This is a genomic window from Erwinia sp. PME.40.26/001, from assembly GCF_055556675.1.
On record NZ_JBVHNP010000001.1, the window covers coordinates 184,541 to 209,384 of the forward strand.

Genomic DNA, 24,844 nt, shown 5'->3' on the forward strand with positions numbered 1-24,844 from the left:
GTTATTAGGTAAAAAAAAACGGCTACCCGAGCAGCCGTGTTGTTGCATTCATTGCTTTGCCAAAGGCACTGTCCGGATCATGGATTTTCGCCATCAGGGAGGCACCAAGCCACAGCTGATAAAGTTCTTCAGCCAGCTCACCGGCATTGCTCACCGCAGGCAGTGAGCCGTCTTCCTGCCCCAGCCGTATACAGTCCGCGATTTTTTGTATGATCGCCTGCGTGCCGGTCGCCAGCACGTTTCGCATGCTGTCGTACCGATCGCAGACTTCCGCCCCGAGCTTGACCACCAGGCATTTGCTTTCCGGCAGGTCTGCGCCCTGAGTGGTCTTCCAGAAGGTGAAGTAGCGCAACAGCCGCTCTCTCGCCGTTCCGGTACCGTTCAGCTGGTTGCCTACCTCCTGCAGATAGTGGCTGAAGTAGTGCTCGAGCAGCGCTTCTGCAAACTCTTCCTTGGATCTGAAGTAGTAGTAAAAAGAGCCCTTGGGAATACCGGCCGCCTGGACTATTTCGGAAAGCCCGACGGCGCTGTAGCCTTTGTGCGTCATAATCGCCCGTGCCACATCAATGATGTGCTGGCGCATATCTGTCGCGTGTTTTTTTATCATGCCTGTACTCTATTTAAAAACTGACCGGTCGTCTAGTTTTGGTTGTCGCATTTTGTGCGATCAGGACTGAACGGCTGCAGCAGCCTGACGGCATGCTGGCCGATCAACCTCAGACTCTGAGGTGTGGCACCGTCTTTTGCCTCAATCGACATGCCCTCCAGCAGGGTGTTGAGAACAGTCGCCAGCGCGGCGGTCTGGGTTTCCTCAGGCAGCTGCTTTTCCTGCACTGCTCTGACCAGCCGTTGTTCAAACAGATCTTTTCCCTCCTGCCTGAGAAGGCTGACTGCCCTGACCACATCATCCGACTCGGCGGAGACATTGATCGCCGCCAGTACCACCATACAGCCGCACGGTGCTGAGGGAGAAAGCAGGATGTCTGCTGCTTCACTGAAGAAGCGGTCAATTGCCCCCACGATGTCCTGCGCCTCTTCAAGCCGCGCCCAGGTGGCCTGCCAGTAAACCCGCTCGTAGTAATTCACGGCTTCCAGAAACAGCCTGGCCTTATTGCCGAAGGCGGAATAGAGGCTGGGCGGGTTGATCTCCATTGCGGCGCAAAGCTCGGCAACCGATGCCGGCTCAAAACCTTTGCGCCAGAAAAGGTGCAGCGCCTTCAGCAGTGCCTTATCACGGTCAAAACTGCGCGGCCGGCCTTTGGGCTTTTCCCTGGCTTCAGGCCGATCATGAGTTTTCATAACGAGGTTTCCAATCATTGCTTGACACTTTACATAGCGATCACTATACAATAATAACATTACATAGTGGTCACTAAAAAATTCAGGTAACAATACGGCAGGCCTTATCTCATCCCTGAATTTTATCTGCAGATGCTGGTGGGGGTACGGGGGTCTTGTTTGCGGTTTTTCTCGCAGGCTCACTGCTTTTTTCGGCCCCACGCCAATGAGTATCAGACGAAAGAGGGGTATCTGAACGGATGCCCGGTTTACTGAAATGGAGACAAAAAATGATGAATGACACGACTTATGTGCAGGACTACAACGACATTGTGAACGTGCTGAACCAGTACAACGAGGGGGGTAAGCAGGCGAAAAGTGAGCTGATGAAGCCCGCATTCAGTGAACAAGCCACCATTTTTGGCATTGACGGCGACGGCAATCTCAGCGGCGGCCCGATCCAGGGGCTGTTTGATACGATCGACAGCGCCTTCCGTCCTTCTCCCGAAGCGAAGGCTGCTATTGTGCGTGTAGACATCGTCGGGACGGCCGCCAGCGCCCGCATCGATACCGATGACATTTCGGGCTTTCGTTTTACCGACTTTTTCAACCTGCTGAAGGTCAACGGCCGCTGGGTTGTGGTCAGCAAGATTTATCACACCCACACTGCACCCTGATAGTTGACCACCGCAGCCTGCAATCCCTGCAGGCTGCACAGAAGAGGACATGAAGATGCGTCAAAATAGCTAAGCGACACCGACCGCGGATGACCAGGCCGCTACGCAAACGGCAGGGAGAGGCGTTGGAAGGACTGCGGACCGGTCAGCGGAAACCGGACCTTGTTCCGCGTACTGTTGACGGGTTTCCCCCTTCTGTTGCAGACGTCTTAGTGACTTTATGTTCAAAGGCATTAAAAAATTATAAATTACATACCTGCCCATCCTCTTAGAGAGTGCAACATGCTGACCGGACTAAACCACATCACCCTTGCAGTCAGTAACGTGGCAAAGAGCCTGAATTTTTATGCTGAAACTCTTGGGTTCACCCCTAAAGCTAAATGGGATAATGGTGCCTACCTTTCGCTGGGTGAACTCTGGCTATGTCTTTCGATAGATACCGTATCCATTGGTGATGATTACACACACTATGCTTTCAGTATTCCCACTGAAGAATTTGATGTGTTCGTGGAGCGCTTGAGATCATCGGGTATTAAGGAATGGAAAACTAACAAGAGTGAGGGCAAATCTGTCTACTTTTTAGACCCCGATGGCCACCGGCTTGAGATCCATGATGGCGATCTTAAGAGCCGTTTAAATGCTTGTCTTACCCAACCCTATGAAGGAATGACGTTCTTCTGAATTATCTGTTCCCCTTCTGATAAAAATATCCCATATGAGTCAGGGTTTTGTTAATGCCTTGAACGTCCATCCCTGCCGCCTGGCGGACATCAGTTCCAGGCCCCGGGACTTGTGGCAACCCTCCGTTGATGACTTCATGGCATTTCACGCCTGCCAACTAAAACTTCTTTTCCACCAACGGCTTTACCAAAATTTCCATAAATCAACTTGATTGCGTGGGCTGATCAATAATACTGTATATAAATACAGTAAATAATGAGAAGACAGTCATGATGTTTTTTAAGCCTGCCGATATTCACGCGATTGTCGCGTTACCTCTGTTTATTGATCGCGTGCCGTGTGGATTTCCTTCCCCGGCCCAGGATTATGTTGAGCAGCGTCTGGATCTGAACCATCTGCTTGTCGCTCACCCAAGTTCAACCTATTTTATCCGGGTCAGCGGGGACTCAATGATCGGCGCGGGGATAAACGATGGCGATATGCTGGTCGTTGACAGCGCACTAAATGCCGTGCATGGAGACATCATTGTCGCTGCCTTATCGGGCGAGTTCACCGTCAAGCAGCTGATCACCACTCCTTCTCTGTCCCTCAGGCCCATGAACCCCGCCTATTCCCTTATTCCCATTACCGACCCCGATCAGTTTGAGATCTTTGGCGTGGTGAAACACGTCATTAAGACGATGCACCGCTAATGTTTGCCCTGGTGGATGTCAATTCGTTCTACGCCAGCTGCGAAACCGTATTCCGGCCCGATCTGCGTGGCAAAGCGGTGGTGGTACTGAGTAATAACGACGGCTGCATCATTGCGCGCAGTGCCGAAGTCAAAAAGTTAAACATCCCGATGGGCGCTCCCTATTTCAAGCTTAAAGACCAGATAAAACAGCATAACATCCACGTCTTCAGCTCTAACTATGCGCTGTATGCCGACATGAGCCACCGGGTGATGACCACCCTTGAGCAGATGGCACCCGCTATCGAAATCTACTCCATCGATGAGGCCTTTATGGATCTGACGGGCGTCCGTCATTGCCGGATCCTTGACGAGTTCGGGCGGGAAATCCGGGAGAGGGTGAGGCGGGATACGCATCTGACGGTGGGGGTGGGCATTGCGCCCACCAAGACCTTAGCCAAGCTGGCCAACCATGCGGCCAAAAAATGGACGAAAACCGGCGGGGTGCTGGACCTGTCGGATGTTGAGCGCCAGCGGAAGCTGATGGGGTTAGTCGCGGTCGAAGATGTGTGGGGCGTGGGGCGGCGCATCAGCAAGAAGCTGAATACGCTGGGCATCTTCACGGCGAAAGATTTGTCGGAGCAAAGTACCAGCACCATTCGCAAGCATTTCAACGTGGTACTGGAGCGAACCGTGCGTGAACTGCGCGGTGAGCCGTGTCTGACGCTGGAAGATCTGACGCCCGCCAGGCAGCAAATCATGTGTTCACGATCGTTTGGCTCACGCATCACGGAATACGACGAGATGCGGCAGGCGGTGTGCGCCTATGCCGAACGTGCGGCCGCAAAGCTGCGGGAAGATGGCCAGTACTGTCGGTTTATCAGCGTTTTTCTGCGCACCAGTCCCCATGCGGAAGGGGAAGTGTTCTACGGTAATCAGGCCGCTGGCACGCTGCTGACGCCCTCGAACGACACGCGGGACATCCTTCGCGTGGCAACGGAGGCGCTCGACCGGATTTGGGTTGAGGGGCATCGTTATATGAAAGCGGGGGTGATGCTGGGGGACTTTTTCTCGCAGGGGGTGGCGCAGATGAACCTGTTTGACGCGCCCCCGTCTCCCCTCAACAGCGAAGCGCTGATGGGGGTGATTGACGGGCTGAATCAGTCAGGTAAAGGTAAAGTGTGGTTTGCCGGGCAGGGGATAGAGAAAGCCTGGGCAATGAAGCGGGAGATGCTGTCGCCCGCTTATACGACCCGATATGCAGACCTGCCGGTAGCAAAATGAGCATACTCCGCTGACGTTACCCGGCGATTTTGATCACAATCTTACCGAATGCGCCACGCGACAGATGTTCAAATGCTTCAATTGCCTCGCTGAAGGGATACACCTTTTCAATCACCGGGGCGATATTGTGCTGATTCAGGAATGGATTCATACGGTCAAATGCGGCGCGCGGCGCCACGGCAATGCCCCGCAGAGTGGTCTGACGGAAAATCACCGACATCAGATCCAGCTGTGCAGTCTGGCCCGTCAGGAACCCGACCTGGGCCACCGTACCGGCAACCTTTGTCGCCTGGACGGACTGGTTGATCCCGTTACCGCCAGCCACCTCCACAGTGATATCCGCCCCTTTACCGCCGGTCAGTTCGAGGACTTTCTTTTCCCAGTCGGGATGAGTTTTATAGTTGATGCCTTCATCAGCGCCCAGCGCTTTGATGCGGGCAAGATTTTCATCGTTGCTGGAGGTAGCGATCACCCGTGCGCCGTAAGCATGGGCGATTTGCGCGGCAAACACCGATACGCCGCCCGTCCCCTGGACCAGCACGGTCTGACCCGGCTGCAGATTTCCCACCTCCATCAGCGAATACCAGGCGGTCAGTGCGGCGATCGGCAGCGTTGAGGCTTGCTCATCCGTCATATTCTCCGGGGCCTGCACCGCACTGTCTTCATGAATAATCATATATTCAGCAAGGCCGCCGGGCAGCGGCATACCCACACACCAGTCGGGCTCATCCGCAGCGGGTTCGCCGTCAAGCCAGCGTGAGTAGAGATGGGAGTTAACGCGATCGCCGATGCCGAAGCGGGTAACACCTTCCCCGGTTGATACGACCGTACCGGCGGCGTCAGAAACAGGTATCAGCGATTCAGGCACCCTGTGGGGCTCGTAGAACCCCTCCACGATGGCTTTATCACGAAAGTTTAGTGACACTGCGCCCACCTTCACCAGCAGTTCACCCGGACCCGGCGTCGGAACAGGGACGTCTTCAAGCCTGAGGTTGTTAAGGCCAAAATCTTTCAGTAACCATGCTTTCATTGTTGTGCTTCCTCTTAATCATCGGTGGCGGGAGGTGGCTGAAATATTCAGCCCCGGTCAGACTCCTGAACCACCCAATGCCGCTCAGAATAGTCACCGCAGGGGACGGGAAAAAGAGGCGAACGAATACTTCAGAATTACTGTCAGTGAAACAATGCTCTCCATCCGGGCAGGCGATCCCGGGTAGAATGTGCGGAAAGCGTCAGGCGATGGCGGTTCAACAGGAAGGTGAAGAGGAACGATGCATTCAAACATGCTTGATTCAATGAAAGTTTTTGTTCAGGTCGTCGAATTACGCAGCTTTACTAAAGCTGCGGACGCCCTGCAGCTTCACCGGCCTGCGGTCACCCGGGCGATCCAGCAGATTGAGGAGGACCTGGGCGTTAAGCTGCTTCATCGCACCACGCGCAGCCTGAGTCTGACGGCAGAGGGAGACGCGTTTTATCAGCGGGCCAGGTTTCTGCTGCTTGAAGTCAGCGACATCATGGCATCATTTTCTCCCACGCAGCCGTCCCGGGGGCGTTTACGTATCGATGCACCGCTTGCCCTGACGCATGGCATTCTGGTCCCTGCGCTGGCCGATTTTCAGGCCCTTTACCCGGATATAGAGATTGTGCTGACCGCCTCCGACCGCAGGGCCGACCTGGTCGCCGAGGGCATTGACTGTGCGATCCGCCTTGGCGAACTGGACGATTCCAGCTTTATCTCCCGGCGTCTGGGCAGCGTGCGGATGGCCACCTGCGCCGCGCCTGCCTATCTGGATAGATACGGAACGCCGCTGACGCCTGACGACCTGATACACCACAAGGCGGTTAATTTTTTCAGCGAACACAGTCGTGAGGTGATGGCATGGAATTTTGACGTGGACGGTGAGACAGTTGCGCGACGGCCTGGCAGCAGCATGCTGGTTAACAATTCTGACGTTCTGCTGTCCTGTGGTCTGGCGGGGTTAGGAATGCTTCATGCGTTACGCACCGCTCTGGAACCGTCTATCGCTAACGGCCGGTTGAAAGAGGTGCTGACCCCTTACGCGACCGTCACTAAGCCAGTCTCTATTGTGTACCCGGACAGGCGCTACCTTTCGCCTAAGGTCAGAGTCTTTATCGACTGGTTTGCTGCGTTGTTTGCCAGGCAGCAGGGGATCTGATGTTAACGGGACGGTGCTACCATCAGCGCAGATGAATACGGGCATCCAGTTGATGCCATAGCGCCAGCAGAACGCCGGGAAGACAAACGCTGATAATCACTAAAAATCCCATCAGGGGGCCACCAATCAGCAGCAGTGAAAAGAGTAACGCGGCGTTCATACGGTTCCTTATAAGGGGGAAGGGGTACACCCTGTATGCTGTTCCAGCGGGCGAGAAGTTGTTTTGATCGCGATCACAACTTTTGCCGCTGTTTTTCAGACCCGGCTCACGCGTACGCAAAAAACCGATTAACGTTATAAAAACAGCATTGCCGGCATCATCACGGTAATCGTTTTTTAACCTGGCCCTGGCCGGGTTTTTTTATGCCTGAATCGGTAAGAGGACACAGCGGAGGGGGCAATATGGTAACAACATTATTGGCAGTGAGTCTGGGAGCCGCCGTCACCACGGGCACCAGTCTGGTAGGGGTTATCGGGACAACGGATTATGGCGTCCTGTTTGGTGCTTTTGCCGGTGCTGTTTTTTATGTGGCCACGGCGGCCGATATTCAGGTGATCCGTCGCGCGGCCTATTTTCTGGTGTCGTGGATTGTCGGGATCTACGGTGCAGGTCTGGTCGGCGCAAAGCTGGCGCTGGTGCTGGGCTACAGCGATAAACCGCTGGATGGTCTGGGGGCGGTGCTGCTGTCCGCCCTGGCGATAAAAACGCTGACGTTTTTCAGTCAGCAGGATCCGGCAAGCTGGCTTGCCCGCTGGAGAGGAGGACAACATGGTAACAAGTGATCCTATGGTCATCACTAACGTGGTGGTGTGCTCGGCCATTGTGTTACGGCTGATGTTTTTCTATAAAGCCGGGGCCCGACACCAGCGCTGGGCATCGTGGCTGGCCTATCTAATTATTCTGGCATATGCCTCCGTACCGTTCCGCTTTCTCTTTGACGTCTACGCCCACACGCACTGGGCGGCGGTCATTATCAACCTGATATTTTGTGCGGCAGTCTGGCGGGCAAAAGGCAATGTGGCGCAGGTTTTCGAGGTGCTGCGCCCGCGGCGCTGAGGGGCGGGGCGACAGCAGATAAAACCCGCCGCAGAGCGGGTTATTTCAACCTGGCGTGACAGCGAAACTGCTGTGACTGACTGAGCATGACGCGGCCAGTGACATGCAATCCGGGCCGTTCATCCGCTGAAATCGTCCACGCTTTATAGCGTGGGTTATCCGAGATTACATACAGCTGTGATTTCACTTTTTGCAGCCGTTTAACAAAAATATCATCCTGATAGTTAAACAGATAGATCCCATCCCCCTCGAAAAAATCAATGCTGGTATCGACAAAAATAAGGTCGCCGGGATCGAGGGTGCCAGCCATGCTGTCACCGCGCACGTTGATCAGCCTGACGACAGAGGCGGGCTTATTGTTAAATATCATCATCGCTTCTGAGCGGACGTATTCCACGGCATGCACCACCTGCACCACGTCCCGGGCCGGAGGATAGCGGCCAGTGCGGGTGGGTAGATCGACGGCATCAACCCGATACACCTCCTGCATGGCGGAAGGGGGAACCCCAGGCGGCGCAGGCGTGTTATCGCTTATCTCCGTGGAAAAGAGGCCTGAAATACTCACTGACAGCGCCGCCGCGATTTTTTCCAGCATGACATCGCTGTAGCCCTGGCGGCCACGCTCCAGGCGCGACAGATTCCCCACATCGCTACCGACACGCTGTGCCAGTTCCCTGAGCGTCATTTTCTGCGTTTTACGTAACTGACGGATTCGAACGCCTGGTTTCATCACATATCTCCCTGTTATGTGTTTTTGAATTGCGCATGGCGCATTCAAAGCGCGGTTACGGGGATTAATGGCGCAACACTGCAATTAAGTGTGCGTCGTAAAGCCCAATAACGGCAGAAACAGTGTGCAACTGAACGTGACCGATCGCAACCATACGGCCATCATCCCGGGTTAAACGACGGCGATAGGGCCTGGCCTTCAGCGCCGCCTGCTCAATCGAGTCAGCGCCTTTCCGAAAAAATACCCGATTTACCGGATGTGAGAGAGCTTTTCTGGAAATTACTGGCTGTATTTTATACGGGGAAAAATACGGATGGGGGAACGGTTATGCTTTTTTAACCGATAAACGCTTGAAAAGCAGACAAAGAGCAATTTAAATCCAGTGGTGGGGTTGTGATGTCGTCATCAGGCTACGTAAAATAGGACCAAAAGTTAAATCAGGAGAAGATCGTGTCTGAATCGGTATCTGGCGAACATCAATTTGAACGGCTTGAAGAAGCAAAAAATATCGCTCTCGGCTGGCGTATCGTGGGGCAGATGCCCCCCCAGACGCTGGAAGAAGCCATTCAGATGCTGCGCGACAGTTCAGCCTTTGCAGCAAAAGTACACGATTTACTGACCGAAGAGCTGGCGGCCAGCGCCCGTCGTTAGGGGCCCGTTGCCCGCCCGCCTTCATCACGGCATCGTTTCAGTGCGATGCCGGTAGCGTGACCACTCCTCCCAGCAGCGCGCCGGGTCTGTTTCACTGAAGTTTTGTGACGGGTCCAGCGCGCAGGCAATGCGGTCAGGGATGGTCACGCAGAGAACAGAATCGCGCAGCGCTTCCACTTCCTCGCGCGTCAGCCTCGTCCCTTTCTGCCGTTCGGCATGACTGAGTAAACCCATCAGTGACGGAATATAAATTGTGGCCATTGCTGTCCCGATTATTGCCTGCTTATGGTGTGGTTAATTTTTCGGCAGCGGGCGGGAAAACTTTAGGGACAGAGACAAAACGGTGGGCTATATAACGTTCAGGGGTATTCGGGGCAAAAAAAAGCCCGCTAAGAGCTTGAGTGCGGGCCAACACCAGGGAAATCGATTAATTTAAATAATAGGACGATGCGGAACAAATGCAAATAAAAACCCGTATCATTCCGCATTAACATCAATTTTTTTGGCTGACCGCACGGTATTAGCATCAAAATTCTTCGGATACCATCCACTCGTCGGCTTCATCAAACATCTCTTCGATGATGCGCAGCAGCGTGGATTTATCACTTTTGCTGGCGTCACTTTTCACGCCGTTGGCCTGCATAGGCTTCACCTTAACCAGGGCGTCAGGAAACACTTTCTGTACGCGTTTTTCCAGCTCGTTAAGGATCAGCTGTTCGGCATTCGCCAGACCGGCTACGTTGCGCTTGTCATAAATCAGTTCAACAAACATTTTTGCTCCTTGTGCATTTTTGCTGGATAAAAATACAGGTATCTTTCGCCGGGTACAAACACTATTTCCCCTGCGAGGAGAAGAAAGGCAGTAAACAGCAAAACGGAGTGGGGTACAGGGCTAAAATAGTCAACCTGTTAACAAGGAGAACGACATGAGCAACAGAATGACGGGCTGTATGTTACTGATGCTGGTGGGATTGCTGGCAGGTTGCAGTAGCGACCATATTTTGCACATGCGCGATGGCAGTACCGTGGTGGTTGAAGGTAAGCCTCACCTCGATCGCGCCACTCAGATGCTGGTATATACCGACGCCACCGGGCGCACGCAGGCGGTGAATCTGCAGGAGGTCAAAAGTATGTCCCGGGTCAAAAACTGAGGACAATGCTCACCGTTCAGGGGAGAAACGCTTTTTTTTGTGGTCACCCGACGCTAAAATTCTCCCCTGTTCCGGGAGGAATGACGCTAAGGAAACGGTGAATGACACAAAATATTTATGACGACCCGGCCTTTTTTGCCGGTTATGCCACGCTGAATCGCTCCACTCAGGGCCTGGAAGGCGCGCCTGAGTGGCCTGCGGTGCAGGCGCTCCTGCCTCCGTTAAAAAAGAGTCAGGTGGTCGATTTGGGCTGTGGTTACGGCTGGTTCAGCCGTTATGCCTGCCAGCAGGGCGCTGAAGCGGTGCTGGCGCTGGATGTCTCGGAAAAAATGCTGGCAAAAGCGGTCTCGCTGGGGGATGACCCGGCGATTGACTGGCAGCGTGCGGATCTGGAAACGTTAACCCTGCCGCCGCAGCGCTACGATCTGGCGTGGAGTGCCCTCGCACTGCATTATGTGGAAGCGCTGCCAACGCTATTGCAGACGGTGTTTGCCTCCCTGAAACCTGGCGGGCAGTTCATTTTTACTGCCGAACATCCGATCTACACGGCACCCCGCAACCCGGGCTGGCTGAGTGCCGGAGAACAGCAGAAATGCTGGCCGCTCAGTGACTATCAGCGCGAAGGAAAGCGGGTGACCAACTGGTTTGCCGACGGGGTTATCAAGCAGCACCGCACGCTGGGCACCTGGATTAATCACCTTGTCGCCGCCGGGTTTACCATCGACTCGCTCAACGAGTGGGGCCCGACGCCGCAGCAGGTAGAACAACAGCCCGCGCTGGCGGAAGAACAGGAGCGACCGATGCTGTTTATTATGGCGGTCACCCGGCCCAACGCCTGATCAGTGGAGGCTGGTATGCAGCGCGGAATGGCGCAGATCCAGTACGTTATTCTCTGCCTCATCCAGCAGCGCCAGCCACTGACGCACATCCACCTCCTGCCACGCCTGGTGGCCGAGGGTGGTTCCCATCAGCACCACATCCGGGCGTAACGCCCGGTAAAACTCCAGCGTCTGTCGCAGATCGTTTTCATTACTTTCCTCTACCAGTACTGTCACCCAACGGCCGCGAGATAACGTGACAGTGTCACCAACGAACAGGTAGGTTTTGCCATAGGGTGACGCATAAAGATAACTGGTGCTGCCCGGCGTGTGGCCGGGTGTGGGGACCACATGAAAACTGCCGCAGTGAACTTCAGCCGTATGAAAGGTGGCATCGGCTTCCGCGAAATGGCTGACCTGACCTAAAGCCCGCGCATGGCAGTACAGCGCGGAATTAAACCGCTGCTGTAATGCCCGCGTCGCAGGACAGGCCTCATGACAGTGAGTCAGATAATGGCGGATGAGACCACCGCGATCGGCAATGGCCTGCTGATCTTCCGCGCTGGCTACCCGTGAAATCAGTAAATTTCCACGCAAATGCTGCAATAAAAAACCGTGCATGAGCTGCTCCGGTTCATCCTTACTGGCGGGAAACTCCGGGGTGGATACCCAGAGATCTTCATACAACTGTTTCATTATTATTGTGCTCCCCACGATCAGCGCAGCACGGGATGTCCTGATATCTGCAGTGACGCTGCGGATCCCTCCACTGTCAGTTGGCCCCGGGCACCAAGGGGCAGGGTGACGGTGTCCGCACTATGGCCAAACTGCAGATCGGTGACCACCGGCAGGCCGGTTAAATCGCGTATCAGGTTCCAGACGCTGGTGAAATCGTAGCCGTTGTCATAATCCGTCGAAGTGGTTCCGCTAAAACTGCCGGTAACAATGGCACTCTGGCGGGAAAGTAGGCCGCACTGATGCAGCTGAAGCAGCATCCGTTCAATGCGGAAAGGGTGCTCATTCACATCCTCGATCACCAGAATGCCACCGTGGATATCGGGCATCCAGGGTGTACCAATCAGCGACGTTATCATCGCCAGGTTACCACCCCATACGGTGCCGGCCACCTGTACCTGCTGTGATACTGTTGTCCAGTTTACCGTTAATGTAGGGGAAGTTAGCGCGTGCCAGAAGTGCCGGACGGTAAATTCAGATAAAACCTCAGCGCCGAAGTTACCTGCCAGCATCGGGGCGCTGAAGCTGAGGACGCCACTTTGCGCCAGCAGCGCCAGCTGAATGGCGGTGAAATCGCTGTGGCCACACAGGGCAATGGGGGCATCCAGCAGGCGATCGCGCAGTGCAGAATAGTCAATGAGGGGCAACAGGCGGGAGGCACCATATCCCCCGCGCACGGCCAAAACGATATCCGGGAGCGTCTCCAGCGTAGCCAGTCCGTTGATATCGGCCAGACGCTGGCTGTCACTGCCGGCAAAACGCTGTTCACGGCGGGCAATAACGCCGCTGTTCGTCACCCGGTGGCCGTCAGCCTCCAGGCGGGCGACGCCGCGTGCTGCGGCCGCAGGATTGTGGCAGTAACCCGAGGGGGCAACCAGATGAATCGTACGTGGAATAGTTGACATAACGCTCACTTTGGTGGTTTTTTATGCGCACGCAGGGAATTATTTCGAATTCAGTGCGGTCCTATAATGTCGATGATGACGAATAGCCGTTATGAAGTCATCCGCATACCGCACAATTTAAGAGTGACGGCAATTTCCTGAAGGCAGACATGCCGTATGATAGTCATGAAGCTAAGGCTCAGAGGATAATAAAAGCGTGAGAAAAAGCGTGAAAACAGCGGCGATCATCGCAGCATTACTGCTGGCAGGCTGTGCCAGCGAACCCCACAGAAAAATTGTTCGTCAGACCGACACGCCCTTAACCCAGGCACCGCCTTCACAGGTGGCCAGCGCCTGGTCCATGATGACCGAGCAGGCCGCCCAGCGGAACGGTGTGGATCAAAAGCTGGTTGAAGCGATTATTGCCGTGGAATCGGGCGGCAATCCAACGGTTGTCAGCAGATCGAATGCCGTTGGATTGATGCAGATAAAGGCCTCAACGGCCGGGCGTGAAGTGTATCGTTCTCAGGGCCTGCGCGGCCAGCCGACGAAGTCAGAACTGCGCGATCCGGTGAAGAATATCGACATTGGTACCGCGTATCTGCGTATTCTGCAGGAGCAGCAGCTGGCGGGCATTCGCGATCCGAAAACCCTGCGCTATGCCACCATCGTTTCCTATGCCAACGGGGCCGGAGCGCTGCTTCGCACCTTCTCGCGCGATCGTGACCGGGCAATTGCGATGATTAATGCCATGACCCCGGAAGCGTTCTATCAGCACGTACAGAATAAGCATCCGGCGGCTCAGGCACCGCGCTACCTGTGGAAGGTCACCACCGCCTACCGCACCATCTGATATTTACTGGAAACGGTTGGCTTTATCGCGCGCCAGCCGTTCCAGCGAAAAGATCACCTGCTGTAACGCCCGCTCCTGTGCCGCGTTCAGCGACAGGAAGCGAAAGCTCAGGCGGGGGGTGACTATCGTTTCACTTTTACTGCCCACCACGCTGCGTTTACCGATGGTGATCAGCTGTGCATCCACTTCAAAACGGCCATAGTCGCCCATCTCCACGCGCAGTTTAGTAATGCTGTCGCCGGTTTTCAGCGTCTCCGGCAGCGCGCTGTCCGAAAGGACGCCCACGCCACCCAGAGACAAGTCCTGCAGGCGCAGCCGGCCTTCACCGGATCCGTCAGGCCAGGGAATATGACAGTAAAACACCGGATTGAGCGGGGCGGTCACGCGGAAAAACTCGCGGCGCTGGATCATCCAGAGCAGTTCCGGCAGGTCGGCAGAAAAAGCCGGCAGCCCGTCATGCTCTACCGTCCCCAACGCGTGCAGAGCAAACTCGACTTTGGCGCCACGGGTTTCTGCGGTGATGTGCAGGTTGTCAGCCTCGCTGGCCAGCTGATTGTCATAGTCATTACTGCCGAAATCGAGCACCATGTTCGCTTTGTCAGCATACAGCAGCCGGGTGATAAACTGGCCACGCGCGTGGGAGACCATCACCGGCGTCTGGTTCTCCAGAAGATCCCGCAGGACGGCCAGCACGGCCAGCGGCCCACGTTTCAGATACTGCTCTTTGTCGTCCTCTTTCACATCCAGCTCCAGTCGAATACCCCATCATGCGCGTTAGCGGCCCTGTAACGGTTATCGGCACCTGCATCGCGTCCTTTACAATTATCTTACTAAAGTTGTTAAGAAAGTTTAGATTTAAATCACAGACTTAGAAACCTCGCCTATACTTAGTGCGTTTTATTAGGTGAAGCGTTAAATCAGAAGATATTAAGGAGTCAGAAATGGGTATTCTTTCATGGATCATCTTTGGTCTTATCGCCGGTATTATTGCCAAGTGGATCATGCCGGGTAAAGATGGTGGCGGCTTCATTATCACCGTCGTGCTTGGGGTGGTGGGTGCCGTTGTCGGTGGCTGGATCAGCACCTTGTTCGGCTTCGGCAGGGTAGACGGGTTTAACTTCGGCAGCTTCGTTGTCGCGGTAGTGGGTGCCATTGTGGTGCTGTGGATCTACCGTAAAGTGCGCAGCTAAAACCGCATGTTAAAAAAGGGAGGCTCCGGCCTCCCTTTTTTGTTGCGTATAACCGGTGTTATTTCGCCGGTCTGGCGGCGCTGATATCGCCGACGTTATTACAGGTCGTCTCTTTCGGACAGTAAAGATCCATCAGTTTCAGCGTGACGCCGTTGGTCCAGCCAAAGCCATCCTGGAGCGGGTATTCACCGCCGCCACCGCCGCCAAGACCTTTCCCTTCGACCACGTATTTCTCCACCAGCTTGTGCTCTTTATCGTAGGTGGCCTGCACATTCTGCAGGAATCGCATACCAATCTCTTTGGCCAGATCCTGTTTGCCGTAGTGGTTCAGCCCTTCGACAGCGGCCCACTGCAGGGGAGCCCAGCCGTTAGGTGCATCCCACTGCTGACCGTTATTCACCGTGGTGGTCACCAGCCCTCCTTCCTTCAGCAGCTGTGCCTTCACTGCCGTGGCGGTGCGGTTAGCGTGATCGTCAGTGGCTGCCTGGAGATAGAGCGGGAACAGCGCAGCGGCCGTCAGCTGTGGACGGACCTCGGCTTTCTGCCAGTCATAGTCGGCATACCAGCCCTGTTTGTCATCCCACAAATAGCGGTTAATCGCTTCCTGACGCTGCGCGGCGCGTGCGGTCAGGCGTTTGCTGGCGTCCTCATTCTTTGCCACCTGATAAGCATGAGCCAGGGTTTTTTCCAGATGGAACATCAGGGCATTGAGGTCAACCGGTACGATACGCGTGGTGTGGATGGTGGCCAGATCGCCCGGCTTATCGAACCAGCGTGAGCTGAAATCCCAGCCCGAGGCCGCTCCGGCACGCAGGTCACGGTACAGCCCGGCTTTGTCGCGATCCGGCGCTTTGCCTGCGGTGGCGATATCATCCATGTAGGATTCGGTACGTGGCACGTCGCGGGCATCCCAGTAACGGTTGAGCAGGGTGCCATCTTTCAGCTTAACGATCCGCTTGCTGGCCGAACCGGCGGCTAACGACGGACTGTCTGCATCGGCCATCCAGTAGTTGTACTCTTTCTCCAACTGCGGCAGATATTTGCTGTAAACGGCTTCGCCGTCGTGCTTCGCCAGCAGGTCGACCATCATACTGAAGAACGGCGGCTGAGAACGGCTGAGGTAGTAGCTGCGGTTGCCGTTAGGAATATGGCCGTATTTATCCAGCTCCGAGGCGAAGTTATCGACCATGTCCTGCACGCGGTCCCAGTGTCCGCTTTCTGCCAGACCGAGCATGGTGAAGTAGCTGTCCCAGTAATAGACTTCACGGAAGCGACCGCCCGGCACCACATAGGGTTTTGGCAGCGGCAGTAGCGAATCCCACTGATTCGCCTGGCTGGCCGACCGCGTCAGCACCGGCCACAGGCCATTAATGTGTGCCCGCAGGCTCTGCCCGGATGGGGGAACATATTTTTCGCCGGCAGCGGGCAGGGTGAAGTTTGTCTCGACAAAACGTTTCAGATTGAAATTGCGCTGCTGTTTCTGCATCTGCCAGTCGCTGAGAATGGCGGTCGGGTCCTGCTTAGGCACGGCGTCGGCAAACGTTTTCTGGTCGGGATATAGCTTCGCTGCCTGCACCGCGTGGAACAGTGGCCCCAGACGCACATCAGGCGGCGGAGGGTTGCTGCTCAGCATCCGCTGGCTCTCTTCCGCCTGCAGTGAAAAGCTGGCCGTCAGGGCAGCAGTCAGTAACAGGGGGGTAAACAGGCGGGTGTTCCATTGACGTTGTTCGACTCTTCTCATTGGCCATTCTCCATGTCCAGACCGTACATGATCTGTAAGTAGTTGAGCAGATTAAAACTTTAGTCGATTTTGACGAAATGATCAGGAAGCGAAGGGATAAACTGTGAGTCAGGTAAGGATTTTAGCGCAATGGCGGGTTCAGTTAACAGGATCAGTTGAAGAGACGGGGACGGCCTGCGCCCCCGTTAAGTCCCTTCACAGGTTGACGCAAAGGTCTTCCGGCAGACCGAGCATCAGGTTCAGGTTCTGTACCGCCGCACCCGACGCACCTTTACCCAGGTTATCCAGTCTGGCGACCAGCATGCTCTGACGCTGCTGCGCATGGCTGAAGACGAACAGTTCCATATTATTAGTATTGTTCAGCGCTTCCGGCAGCAGATACGGCGATGTGTCCTCATCCATGTGATTCAGCGCGTGTACCTGAATAAAATGCTGACCGGCATAGAAGCGGGCCAGCGCCTGCTGGAAAGCCGCGCCGTCGCTGTTATTCACCGGGATAAAGACCAGCATCCCCTGGGCATAATCACCCACCGCAGGCTGGAAAATCGGCCTGCTGGTCAGTCCACCCCAGGCCTGGATCTCTTTCAGATGCTTGTGATCAAAGCCGAGGCCGTAAGCGGCAAAGCCGGTACCGGCCTGCTGGTATTTTTCGATCATCGCTTTACCGCCGCCGCTGTAGCCGGACACGGCATTGATCGCCAGCGGCTGGTCGGCCTTCAGCAGACCGCACTGCGTAAGCGGGGCCAGCAGCGCAATGGCCCCGGTGGCATAGCAACCCGGGTTGGAGACGTGGCTGGCTGCACGGATTTTTTCACGCTGACCGGCCGCCAGTTCTGGCAGGCCATAGACCCAGTCCGCATCAACACGGTGGGCGGAGCTGGCGTCCAGCACACGCGCGCCGACGGCATCGGCCAGGGCAACTGCTTCACGCGCGGCCGCATCAGGCAGGCAAAGAATACTGACATCAGCCTGTTTCATCAGCGCCTGACGGGCGGCGGCATCTTTGCGCTGTGCCTCATCAATGTGCAGCATTTCAATCCGGGGATGGCGGGCTAACCGCTGCTGGATCTGCAACCCGGTGGTGCCCGCCTGACCGTCGATAAACACGCGATATTTCTGACTCATTACAGCCCTTTGCCTTAAATGGGTGAAAAACAGTAGGTTCAGAGTATGCGTGATGGCGGCCGTGAGGACAATAAAAAATGACTTTTTATCTGATTAATTTGCATAAAAAGTCATTTTTCGGGGTTGAGTAAAAAGATCACGCTGCCGCGATACCACGGCGAGGCCAGCAGGCGCTGCTCATCCTGCTTATTCCATTGTCCGTGCTGTACCAGCCCCAGGCGGAAGGGGATGCGCAGACCGTCCAGCGCCGGAAGATAGTCAGCATAGCGGCTGACTGTCTGGCGTCCCTGGTAGCTCTGGATCACCAGCTCATCCACCGGTAGCGCATTCAACGTAGCGACGTTGCCCGTTTTCGCCCAGTCGAGCAGCCCGGTTACCCCCAGAGAGAACTCTGGCGGCAGGACTTTTCTCAGCCGCTGCAGAAACAGGCTGTACTGATCCAGACGGTGGGTGGCTGCATCAAAGTCAATCTGCACGCCGGCCACGTGATTACCGGCCTGCTGCCAGCGCCGCGCCAGCTGAACCGTGCGCTCCAGCATGGCGTCCGGCACCGCCAGCGTTTCCATGCGCACCGTGATCCAGATCTGCGGGAAGGTTAAACGACTGACTGGCAGACCCATACGGACAAACACCGCCTGACCCTGCCGGGAGATCACCTCCCCCTGATGCAGATAGACGGTGCGCGCAGTGCGCAGCTCAGGACCCGGCCGGACGCCCGACCACAGCCAGAATGCCTGAGCATCGCGGGCGGTAATCTGCTGTGTGGCCCTGACCGGCAGCGCAGACAGGAACACCAGCGCCAGGCTTACCAGTAATACTTGAGCTTTTTGGCCCACGCGCTTCCCGGATACTGTTTTTTCAGCTGCGTGAACCAGCGCTGGCGCTGGGACTTATCGACTTCTGCGCCGCCGCAGTCGCTGTAGCCCGACGGGGCGTAACACATCACGGCGCGATACAGCGCATAGCTTTTATCTTCCGGTTCCGTTTTGCTGTTGCCAATCACCTGCTGGTAGTAGTGCTGGCGGTCCGGCTGTCCGGGCCGTTTACCTTCCGTTACCGTCGTGTCCAGCGTGCCGTTGCCGCCGCTGTCGGCCGCGAGACTGACCGCAACACCGGTGGTGCGGAAGAATTCGCTCAGGCAGTTCAGCGCGTGGCTGTTGTCGCGCTGACCATTGAGCTGCGTCACGACCGTCTGCAGCGACGGGCAGGCATAGCCTTTTTCGGTCTTTTCCCCGCTCCAGTCGAAGGCGCTGAGCTGCACATCGTCAAACGCCCCGGTCACCACTGGCGTGGTGATATGCCCGGCCAGCGTCCGATCCTGCAGCCACTCACCGTAGCGCGCTTCGGTGAGATCCCTGACCAGCAGAGTGTGCAGGGCGATGGTGCGTTCTTCATCGTTGGGGCCGTTGCTGGCCTGCTGGCGCAGCAGGGCGGGGGTAGCACGGGTCTTCAGCACCAGCGAACGGTATCGCAGGTTCGTTACCTGACTGTCCGGGGCGAAGATTTTTGCTGTTTCATCGCCAGACACCAGCGCGGCGGCCAGCCGTCCCTGCAGGAACTGCTGCTGTTCTGCATCCTGACTCAGGGTTAACAGATGTGACCAGTGGTCACGGGCAGCCGGCCACTGCTGGCGGGCCATCAGTGCATCGCCGTACAGGACCTGTTCGCTGAACGTCAGGATATCGTGCGCGGGCAGGGCGTCTGCGGGTTTAATCGCGGCGATCACGGCGGGGTAGTCACCCTGACGGAATGCCTGCATCCGGGTCAGATAGTGCCACAGCGGCAGCCGGTCGGCCTGGTCGAATATCGGCTTAATGCTCTCAAGATAAGCCGCATCGACGCAGGGCTGGCGTGACGGGCAGTCGTGACTGCGCATCAGACGCAGCGTCTGAGTAAAGGTCAGCAGCGGAGCGCCGGTGGCGCTGGTGAATATCGCATCGCCGCTTTGATCTTTGCTTTGCAGCTTCAGATCGTTTTCAGCGATCAGTGCGATAACGTCATCCGTGTGTGTCGCCTGCGTCAGGGAGTGTTCATATTGTTTTGCCAGCGAGTCCCAGTCTTCCAGATACCAGTTAATACGGCGCATCATCCCCTCTGCCGAGGCCACATACTGTCCTTTTGGCCAGGCCGTCAGATAGGCACGGGCCGCTGTCATCGCGCTGGCTGCAGCCTCTCTGTCGATTTTTTTAACATCGAAATCGCCATATTCACCGTTGGCGTTCTGACTGCTCTGATTCAACGCCGTGCGCATCAGCATATAGCTGGCGGTTTCCGCTACCCAGGGCTGTGTGGATTTTTCCAGTGAGGTGAATGCCTGTCCGGCGGCCGTATAGTCCCCCTGATAGAAGAAGCTGGCGGCCAGCAGATAGTCACGGAAGGCCTGAGCCGCAGACCCTTCAGAACCGGGCAGCGCTGCTGTCTGCTGGCGGTATCCGGCACTGTCGGACAGGGACATCCGCGCGGTGGCCAGCGCCTTACGCTGTTCTGCGTCCAGCGTGGTATCGGCCAGCAGCGCAGCGAAAAACTGGGAAACGGTGCTCAGCGTGTAAGAGACAAAACGATTTTCCTCTTCGCCTGGCGCCATCGGCGTGACCTTAAGAATGTTGTCGTTAAGACCCAGCGCGGCAATCTGCGTTAGCAGCGTTTCTGACAGGGGATCCCCGGCGACCACCGGGCTGCTGGCGGCAGGTGTCGCCTCGTCATGGTAGCCGAAATAGAATGAACGGCTGCGGGTTATGTCCTGCGGCACGGGCAGTGCCAGCAGAGAGGGCGGCATCTTTTCACTCACCAGGCGCAACAGATTGTCACGGGTGTCATTGGTCACGTCCAGCACCGGCGGGCTGACGATAAAACAGTCGCTGCTGCCCCACTGGCAGCTCTGAATATCCGAAGACGCGAACGCCTGAGCGCTGACGGTCAGTGACGCCAGGACGGTGAGGGCAATCCTTGATTTACGCATAATCCTTTCCGGTAAGTAATGGAGCGTTGATGAGCCCGCGAATAGTAAGCCGAAAGCAGATCACGCTTCAATGGCTTTGCCGTCGTTAATCTTCTGCTGCAGGATGACGCGACAGGCGTTATCCCGCTATGATGCCCGTAAAATTAAAGAGTTCAGGGGAACAGGCATGACGGTATGGCAGTGTTACCTGCGCGGCTGGAAAGGGTATGTGAACTTTCAGGGGCGGGCAGGCAGAAAGGAATTTTGGGTATTTCTCGGCTTCAATATCCTGCTGTCGCTGCTACTGGGCATGCTGGTGATGTCTCTGCTGGCACTGGCCGGTTCGCGTGCCGCGATGTTTTATGGCTCGATGGCGCAGTCGCTGTTCTCCCTGCTGTTTCTGCTGCCGTTTATCGCCGTCGGTATTCGCCGCATGCACGATATCAACCGGTCAGGCTGGTGGTTCGGTGCCATCTTCATTACCTCTGGCCTGTTTAAGCTGCTGACGGCGATCCTGCGCGGTTTCGCCACGCCGGAAACCTTTATCTATGGACAGATGGTACTGTCGGTGCTGCTCGGCTGGGTGCCGCTGGTGATCATGATCGTTCTCTGCTGCAAAAAAAGCGTCGCGCCGGAACCTGCGGAGGCCTGACACGCAGGCCTGCCCGGAGTGCGGTCTGGCAGCACCGTGCAGGCCCGTCGGAAGCTACGCGTCGCGAAGCTTAAACACCCGCACCATCTCCAGCAACTGCTCTGCCTGCTGCTGCATGGCCTGAGCCGCCGCCGCCGAGGCCTGAGACAGCGTGGCGTTCTGCTGGGTGGCCGCGTCCATCTGCACCACCGCTACGTTCACCTGGTCAATCCCGCTGCTCTGCTCGCCGCTGGCCATTGAGATGGTTTCCACCAGCTGGCTGACGCGCTGTACGCTGTTGACGATCTCATCCATGGCGCTACCCGCCACTTTCACCTGCGAATTTCCCTCATTGATGCGCGTTACCGAGCGATCGATCAGCGTACCGATCTCTTTTGCTGCCGAGGCAGACCGGTGCGCCAGCGCCCGGACTTCGGCCGCCACCACCGCAAACCCCCGCCCCTCACTACCGGCGCGGGCCGCTTCGACCGCGGCATTGAGCGCCAGAATATTGGTCTGAAAGGCGATACTGTCGATCACTCCAACAATATTGCTGATCTCGGTAGAAAACTGGTGGATTTGACTCATGGTCTGTACCACCTGTTCTACCACTTCACCGCCCTGGCTGGCGACCGCGCAGGCTTCAATGGAGATGGTGCTGGCGATGCGCGAGTTCTCTGCGTTGTTTTTCACCACCGAGGTCAGCTCTTCCATTGAGGCCGCCGTCTGTACAATAGCGCTGGCCTGGGCTTCATTACGGGTGGACAGCTCGCGGCTGCCGGTGGCGATCTCAGCGGAGGCTGAGGCAATGGTCTCCGTGCCGGAGCGCACGCCGGAGACAATGCGCGTCAGGTTGCCGTTCATGTCGTGCAGGGCATGCATCAGCCCGGCGGTTTCATCGCGACCGCTGACCACAATAGGCGTCTGCAAATCGCCGGAGGCCACGGCGCGGGCAACAGAAACGGCCTGAGCCAGCGGGCGGGTGATACTGCGGATCAGCCACCAGGTGATCAGCGTCCCGGCCAGTAGCGTCAGGCCCATTGCCAGCAGCAGCATCAGGCGGGTTTGCTGATACTGCTGCAGGTTGCGTGCTTCACTCTGCTGACGCAGCAGCGTCGCCTGCTTCAGCGTGGCACTGACCACTTCATCGATCATCCGGGTGGGTTCACGGTCGATGCCCGTCACCAGGCGATCGACACGGTGTGCGCTGCCGCTGTCCCGCAGATCGTACTGCTGCAGGGCGGAAAGGTAGTGTGCTTCCAGTGCATCGTGCAGCGTACGCGTTTTCAGCACCTCCGCATTACTCAGGCCGATCTGCGGCAGCATGGTACTCAGTTGAGTAAGCAGTTGCCGGGTGTTCTGACTGCGGGCGATAAAGGCCGTGCGGTACTGATCGAATTTATCCTGACCCTGAGTGCCGCGCAGCAGGGTATTTTTCCACTCCTGAACCTGAATTTTAAACTGTACCTGCGCGTTGCGTGCGGTATCGATGCTCTCTGCTATGGTCGCTTCCGTGGCCAAAATATGTTGGTTCTGCGTCAGTCCATCGGCGTTGATCATCAGACCGCGCAGACCGGTAAACAGGGTGGCCAGCAATAAAATGGCCGCCAGCAGGCTCAGTCGCTGTCCGATGGAGAGGTGATTAAGTTTCATAGCGTCAGGATTTCCCGGTTAAAAAATCAATAAGTTCACGTACGCCAGTGGTATCGACCCAATCGGCAGTGACTTTAATCGGCAGGAGAGGGGAAAAGGGAGAGAATAGCGGCTAACAGGTTGATCTGTAGGAGGAAGGGGGGATTATGACGTTTTCGTGACAATGGCATCCCCTCCGCAGCGGGAGGGGAATACCGGATTACGCGTTTATTTTACACACTTATCGCATTGGTTTTGCTGGATCTGCTGGAAGAAGTCGTTGCCTTTATCATCGACCAGAATAAAGGCCGGGAAGTTTTCCACTTCGATCTTCCAGATGGCTTCCATCCCCAGTTCAGGGTACTCAATGCACTCCAGACTCTTGATGCTCTGCTGCGCCAGCACGGCAGCCGGCCCGCCAATGCTGCCGAGGTAGAAACCGCCGTGCTTGTGGCAGGCATCTGTAACCTGCTGGCTGCGGTTGCCTTTTGCCAGCATGATCATGCTGCCGCCGTTGGCCTGCAGCTGGTCAACGTAAGAGTCCATACGGCCAGCGGTTGTCGGGCCAAGGGAGCCGGAAGCATACCCTTCAGGTGTTTTCGCCGGGCCGGCGTAGTACACCGGGTGATCTTTAATGTACTGCGGCAGGCCGTCACCGCTGTCAATGCGCTCTTTCAGTTTGGCATGGGCAATATCGCGGCCGACAATAATGGTGCCACTCAGCGACAGGCGGGTCGACACCGGGTATGCCGACAGCTGGGCGAGGATCGCCTTCATGGGACGGTTCAGATCAACCTGCACCACATCACCTTCACCCTGCTGGCGCAGTTCGACCGGAATATACTGACCCGGGTTCTCTTCCAGTTTCTCAATCCAGATCCCGTCGCGGTTGATCTTCGCTTTGATATTACGGTCAGCGGAGCAGGAGACAGCCATCGCCAGCGGACAGGATGCGCCGTGACGCGGCAGGCGGATCACCCGGATATCATGCGCAAAGTATTTGCCACCAAACTGCGCACCGAGGCCCAGCTGCTGTGCTGCCAGCAGCAGCTCCTGCTCCAGCTGAACGTCGCGGAACGCCTGACCGTGTTCATTGCCTTCGGTAGGCAGCTCGTCATAGTAGTGCGTGGAGGCCAGCTTGACGGTTTTCAGCGTGCTGTCAGCCGAGGTGCCGCCGATGACAAAGGCGATATGGTACGGTGGACAGGCGGCCGTACCGAGGCTGCGCATTTTTTCAGTCAGGTAATCTTTCAGTTTACCCGGGGTGAGCAACGCTTTGGTTTCCTGATACAGGTAAGTTTTGTTGGCCGAACCGCCGCCTTTTGCCATGCAGAGGAATTTATACTCATCGCCGTCAACGCTGTAGAGGTCGATCTGCGCGGGCAGGTTAGTACCGGTATTGACCTCTTTGTACATATCCAGCGGGGCATTCTGGGAATAGCGCAGGTTATCTTCTGTATAGGTGTTGTACACGCCCTGGGCCAGGGCGGCTTCATCGCCGCCGCCGGTCCAGACCCGCTGGCCTTTTTTACCCATGATAATCGCGGTGCCGGTGTCCTGGCAGGTCGGCAGAATCCCTTTGGCGGCGATTTCAGAGTTCCTCAGGAACTGCAGGGCGACATACTTATCATTTTCACTGGCCTCGGGGTCGGCGAGGATCGCCGCCACCTGACGCTGGTGGGCAGGGCGCAGCATAAATGAGGCATCATGGAAGGCCTGCTGTGCCAGCAGCGTCAGCGCCTGCGGCTCGACCTTGAGGATTTCCTGTCCTTCGAATTCGCTCACGGAAACGTGGTCGCGGGTCAACAGGTAGTATTCAGTATCCTCTTTGGCAAGAGGGAACGGGGTCTGATAATGGAAAGGTTTTTTCGACATTGTGCTCTCACTTAATGATGTGCTGCCATCCTTCTCTGACGCGGAGGCCCGGCAACATTAATGGCG

Annotated in this window: 29 protein-coding genes; 13 read left to right on the forward strand and 16 right to left on the reverse strand. The window is 56.3% G+C overall.

Going from position 1 to position 24,844, the window contains the following annotated elements:
- Positions 1 to 22: 22 nt before the first annotated feature.
- Both ACZ3HG_RS01150 and ACZ3HG_RS01155 read right to left on the reverse strand, forming a co-directional pair.
- Complete coding sequence (locus ACZ3HG_RS01150; protein ID WP_244633730.1) at positions 23 to 607, reverse strand: TetR/AcrR family transcriptional regulator; 585 nt, start codon at positions 605 to 607, stop codon at positions 23 to 25.
- 32 nt (positions 608 to 639) lie between these two features.
- Positions 640 to 1,299 carry a TetR/AcrR family transcriptional regulator gene (locus ACZ3HG_RS01155; protein ID WP_465331486.1) on the reverse strand — a complete coding sequence of 220 codons (660 nt, stop codon included), beginning with the start codon at positions 1,297 to 1,299 and terminating at the stop codon, positions 640 to 642.
- A gap of 272 nt (positions 1,300 to 1,571) precedes the next feature.
- Between ACZ3HG_RS01155 and ACZ3HG_RS01160 the strand changes: the two genes are divergently transcribed.
- The 4 genes from ACZ3HG_RS01160 (at position 1,572) to umuC (ending at position 4,590) form a co-directional block, all read left to right on the forward strand.
- Entirely contained in the window at positions 1,572 to 1,955 is a 384-nt protein-coding gene (locus ACZ3HG_RS01160; RefSeq protein ID WP_465332543.1) for a nuclear transport factor 2 family protein, read from the forward strand.
- A 282-nt stretch (positions 1,956 to 2,237) separates the two neighbouring features.
- Positions 2,238 to 2,636: a fosfomycin resistance glutathione transferase gene (fos, locus tag ACZ3HG_RS01165; protein ID WP_191934899.1), complete on the forward strand. Its 399-nt coding sequence runs from the start codon at positions 2,238 to 2,240 to the stop codon at positions 2,634 to 2,636.
- A gap of 269 nt (positions 2,637 to 2,905) precedes the next feature.
- Positions 2,906 to 3,328 carry a translesion error-prone DNA polymerase V autoproteolytic subunit gene (umuD, locus tag ACZ3HG_RS01170; RefSeq protein ID WP_191934898.1) on the forward strand — a complete coding sequence of 141 codons (423 nt, stop codon included), beginning with the start codon at positions 2,906 to 2,908 and terminating at the stop codon, positions 3,326 to 3,328.
- On the forward strand, positions 3,328 to 4,590 hold the full coding sequence (gene umuC, locus ACZ3HG_RS01175) for a translesion error-prone DNA polymerase V subunit UmuC (protein WP_191934897.1): 1,263 nt from the start codon (positions 3,328 to 3,330) through the stop codon (positions 4,588 to 4,590). Before umuD ends, umuC begins: the two co-directional genes overlap by 1 nt.
- Before the next feature lie 16 nt (positions 4,591 to 4,606).
- Here umuC and ACZ3HG_RS01180 read toward each other — a convergent pair whose 3' ends face one another.
- Positions 4,607 to 5,620: a zinc-dependent alcohol dehydrogenase family protein gene (locus tag ACZ3HG_RS01180; RefSeq protein ID WP_191934896.1), complete on the reverse strand. Its 1,014-nt coding sequence runs from the start codon at positions 5,618 to 5,620 to the stop codon at positions 4,607 to 4,609.
- Between the two features lie 241 nt (positions 5,621 to 5,861).
- Between ACZ3HG_RS01180 and ACZ3HG_RS01185 the strand changes: the two genes are divergently transcribed.
- Positions 5,862 to 6,767, forward strand: coding sequence for a LysR family transcriptional regulator (locus tag ACZ3HG_RS01185; RefSeq protein ID WP_465331489.1), 906 nt, complete (start codon positions 5,862 to 5,864; stop codon positions 6,765 to 6,767).
- A 22-nt stretch (positions 6,768 to 6,789) separates the two neighbouring features.
- Here the strand turns inward: ACZ3HG_RS01185 and ACZ3HG_RS01190 are convergent, their stop codons facing one another.
- Entirely contained in the window at positions 6,790 to 6,927 is a 138-nt protein-coding gene (locus ACZ3HG_RS01190) for a hypothetical protein (protein ID WP_191934894.1), read from the reverse strand.
- A gap of 242 nt (positions 6,928 to 7,169) precedes the next feature.
- Between ACZ3HG_RS01190 and ACZ3HG_RS01195 the strand changes: the two genes are divergently transcribed.
- Both ACZ3HG_RS01195 and ACZ3HG_RS01200 read left to right on the forward strand, forming a co-directional pair.
- Positions 7,170 to 7,550, forward strand: coding sequence for a putative holin (locus ACZ3HG_RS01195; protein ID WP_191937238.1), 381 nt, complete (start codon positions 7,170 to 7,172; stop codon positions 7,548 to 7,550).
- Positions 7,537 to 7,824, forward strand: coding sequence for a phage holin family protein (locus tag ACZ3HG_RS01200; RefSeq protein WP_191934892.1), 288 nt, complete (start codon positions 7,537 to 7,539; stop codon positions 7,822 to 7,824). The genes ACZ3HG_RS01195 and ACZ3HG_RS01200 overlap by 14 nt, the downstream gene beginning before the upstream one ends.
- A 40-nt stretch (positions 7,825 to 7,864) precedes the next feature.
- Here ACZ3HG_RS01200 and ACZ3HG_RS01205 read toward each other — a convergent pair whose 3' ends face one another.
- Positions 7,865 to 8,554 (reverse strand): XRE family transcriptional regulator, encoded by a 690-nt coding sequence (locus ACZ3HG_RS01205; protein WP_465331492.1) that lies wholly within the window; start codon positions 8,552 to 8,554, stop codon positions 7,865 to 7,867.
- 450 nt (positions 8,555 to 9,004) lie between these two features.
- On the opposite strand from ACZ3HG_RS01205, the gene ACZ3HG_RS01210 reads away from it, so the two are divergent.
- Complete coding sequence (locus tag ACZ3HG_RS01210) at positions 9,005 to 9,205, forward strand: hypothetical protein (protein ID WP_465331494.1); 201 nt, start codon at positions 9,005 to 9,007, stop codon at positions 9,203 to 9,205.
- Between the two features lie 24 nt (positions 9,206 to 9,229).
- Here the strand turns inward: ACZ3HG_RS01210 and ACZ3HG_RS01215 are convergent, their stop codons facing one another.
- Complete coding sequence (locus ACZ3HG_RS01215; RefSeq protein WP_191934889.1) at positions 9,230 to 9,466, reverse strand: hypothetical protein; 237 nt, start codon at positions 9,464 to 9,466, stop codon at positions 9,230 to 9,232.
- Between the two features lie 265 nt (positions 9,467 to 9,731).
- Positions 9,732 to 9,977, reverse strand: coding sequence for a DinI-like family protein (locus ACZ3HG_RS01220; protein ID WP_191934888.1), 246 nt, complete (start codon positions 9,975 to 9,977; stop codon positions 9,732 to 9,734).
- A 154-nt stretch (positions 9,978 to 10,131) separates the two neighbouring features.
- Here ACZ3HG_RS01220 and ACZ3HG_RS01225 point away from each other — a divergent pair, with 154 nt between their 5' ends.
- Together ACZ3HG_RS01225 and ACZ3HG_RS01230 are read left to right on the forward strand one after the other, a co-directional pair.
- Positions 10,132 to 10,356 carry a YgdI/YgdR family lipoprotein gene (locus tag ACZ3HG_RS01225; protein ID WP_244633729.1) on the forward strand — a complete coding sequence of 75 codons (225 nt, stop codon included), beginning with the start codon at positions 10,132 to 10,134 and terminating at the stop codon, positions 10,354 to 10,356.
- Between the two features lie 101 nt (positions 10,357 to 10,457).
- Positions 10,458 to 11,195 (forward strand): class I SAM-dependent methyltransferase, encoded by a 738-nt coding sequence (locus tag ACZ3HG_RS01230; RefSeq protein WP_191937240.1) that lies wholly within the window; start codon positions 10,458 to 10,460, stop codon positions 11,193 to 11,195.
- Here the strand turns inward: ACZ3HG_RS01230 and ACZ3HG_RS01235 are convergent, their stop codons facing one another.
- Positions 11,196 to 11,870: an MBL fold metallo-hydrolase gene (locus ACZ3HG_RS01235; protein WP_465331498.1), complete on the reverse strand. Its 675-nt coding sequence runs from the start codon at positions 11,868 to 11,870 to the stop codon at positions 11,196 to 11,198.
- Positions 11,871 to 11,890: 20 nt separating this feature from the next.
- On the reverse strand, positions 11,891 to 12,814 hold the full coding sequence (ldcA, locus tag ACZ3HG_RS01240; RefSeq protein ID WP_191934885.1) for a muramoyltetrapeptide carboxypeptidase: 924 nt from the start codon (positions 12,812 to 12,814) through the stop codon (positions 11,891 to 11,893).
- 196 nt (positions 12,815 to 13,010) lie between these two features.
- Between ldcA and emtA the strand changes: the two genes are divergently transcribed.
- Entirely contained in the window at positions 13,011 to 13,646 is a 636-nt protein-coding gene (gene emtA / locus ACZ3HG_RS01245; protein WP_191934884.1) for a membrane-bound lytic murein transglycosylase EmtA, read from the forward strand.
- Between the two features lie 3 nt (positions 13,647 to 13,649).
- Here the strand turns inward: emtA and ACZ3HG_RS01250 are convergent, their stop codons facing one another.
- On the reverse strand, positions 13,650 to 14,387 hold the full coding sequence (locus ACZ3HG_RS01250) for a flagellar regulator YcgR PilZN domain-containing protein (RefSeq protein WP_191934883.1): 738 nt from the start codon (positions 14,385 to 14,387) through the stop codon (positions 13,650 to 13,652).
- A 200-nt stretch (positions 14,388 to 14,587) separates the two neighbouring features.
- On the opposite strand from ACZ3HG_RS01250, the gene ACZ3HG_RS01255 reads away from it, so the two are divergent.
- Positions 14,588 to 14,836 (forward strand): GlsB/YeaQ/YmgE family stress response membrane protein, encoded by a 249-nt coding sequence (locus tag ACZ3HG_RS01255; protein WP_049851133.1) that lies wholly within the window; start codon positions 14,588 to 14,590, stop codon positions 14,834 to 14,836.
- Between the two features lie 58 nt (positions 14,837 to 14,894).
- On the opposite strand, the gene treA is transcribed toward ACZ3HG_RS01255, so the two are convergent.
- The 4 genes from treA to ACZ3HG_RS01275 all read right to left on the reverse strand — a co-directional run bounded on the left by treA (position 14,895) and on the right by ACZ3HG_RS01275 (position 20,661).
- Positions 14,895 to 16,577, reverse strand: a complete 1,683-nt coding sequence (treA, locus tag ACZ3HG_RS01260; protein WP_465331501.1) for an alpha,alpha-trehalase TreA — start codon at positions 16,575 to 16,577, stop codon at positions 14,895 to 14,897.
- 195 nt (positions 16,578 to 16,772) lie between these two features.
- The gene (gene argC, locus ACZ3HG_RS01265) at positions 16,773 to 17,702 is read right to left on the reverse strand and encodes an N-acetyl-gamma-glutamyl-phosphate reductase (RefSeq protein WP_465331503.1); all 930 of its coding nucleotides are present in this window, start codon (positions 17,700 to 17,702) and stop codon (positions 16,773 to 16,775) included.
- Positions 17,703 to 17,812: 110 nt separating this feature from the next.
- Positions 17,813 to 18,538 carry a DUF3142 domain-containing protein gene (locus ACZ3HG_RS01270; RefSeq protein WP_191934880.1) on the reverse strand — a complete coding sequence of 242 codons (726 nt, stop codon included), beginning with the start codon at positions 18,536 to 18,538 and terminating at the stop codon, positions 17,813 to 17,815.
- Positions 18,508 to 20,661 (reverse strand): PA5441 family protein, encoded by a 2,154-nt coding sequence (locus tag ACZ3HG_RS01275; RefSeq protein ID WP_465331505.1) that lies wholly within the window; start codon positions 20,659 to 20,661, stop codon positions 18,508 to 18,510. Before ACZ3HG_RS01275 ends, ACZ3HG_RS01270 begins: the two co-directional genes overlap by 31 nt.
- A gap of 166 nt (positions 20,662 to 20,827) precedes the next feature.
- Between ACZ3HG_RS01275 and ACZ3HG_RS01280 the strand changes: the two genes are divergently transcribed.
- The gene (locus tag ACZ3HG_RS01280; RefSeq protein WP_465331507.1) at positions 20,828 to 21,292 is read left to right on the forward strand and encodes a DUF805 domain-containing protein; all 465 of its coding nucleotides are present in this window, start codon (positions 20,828 to 20,830) and stop codon (positions 21,290 to 21,292) included.
- Between the two features lie 54 nt (positions 21,293 to 21,346).
- On the opposite strand, the gene ACZ3HG_RS01285 is transcribed toward ACZ3HG_RS01280, so the two are convergent.
- Positions 21,347 to 22,924 (reverse strand): methyl-accepting chemotaxis protein, encoded by a 1,578-nt coding sequence (locus ACZ3HG_RS01285; RefSeq protein WP_191937243.1) that lies wholly within the window; start codon positions 22,922 to 22,924, stop codon positions 21,347 to 21,349.
- Positions 22,925 to 23,131: 207 nt separating this feature from the next.
- Entirely contained in the window at positions 23,132 to 24,778 is a 1,647-nt protein-coding gene (gene fumA, locus ACZ3HG_RS01290; RefSeq protein ID WP_191934877.1) for a class I fumarate hydratase FumA, read from the reverse strand.
- Between the last annotated feature and the right edge of the window lie 66 nt (positions 24,779 to 24,844).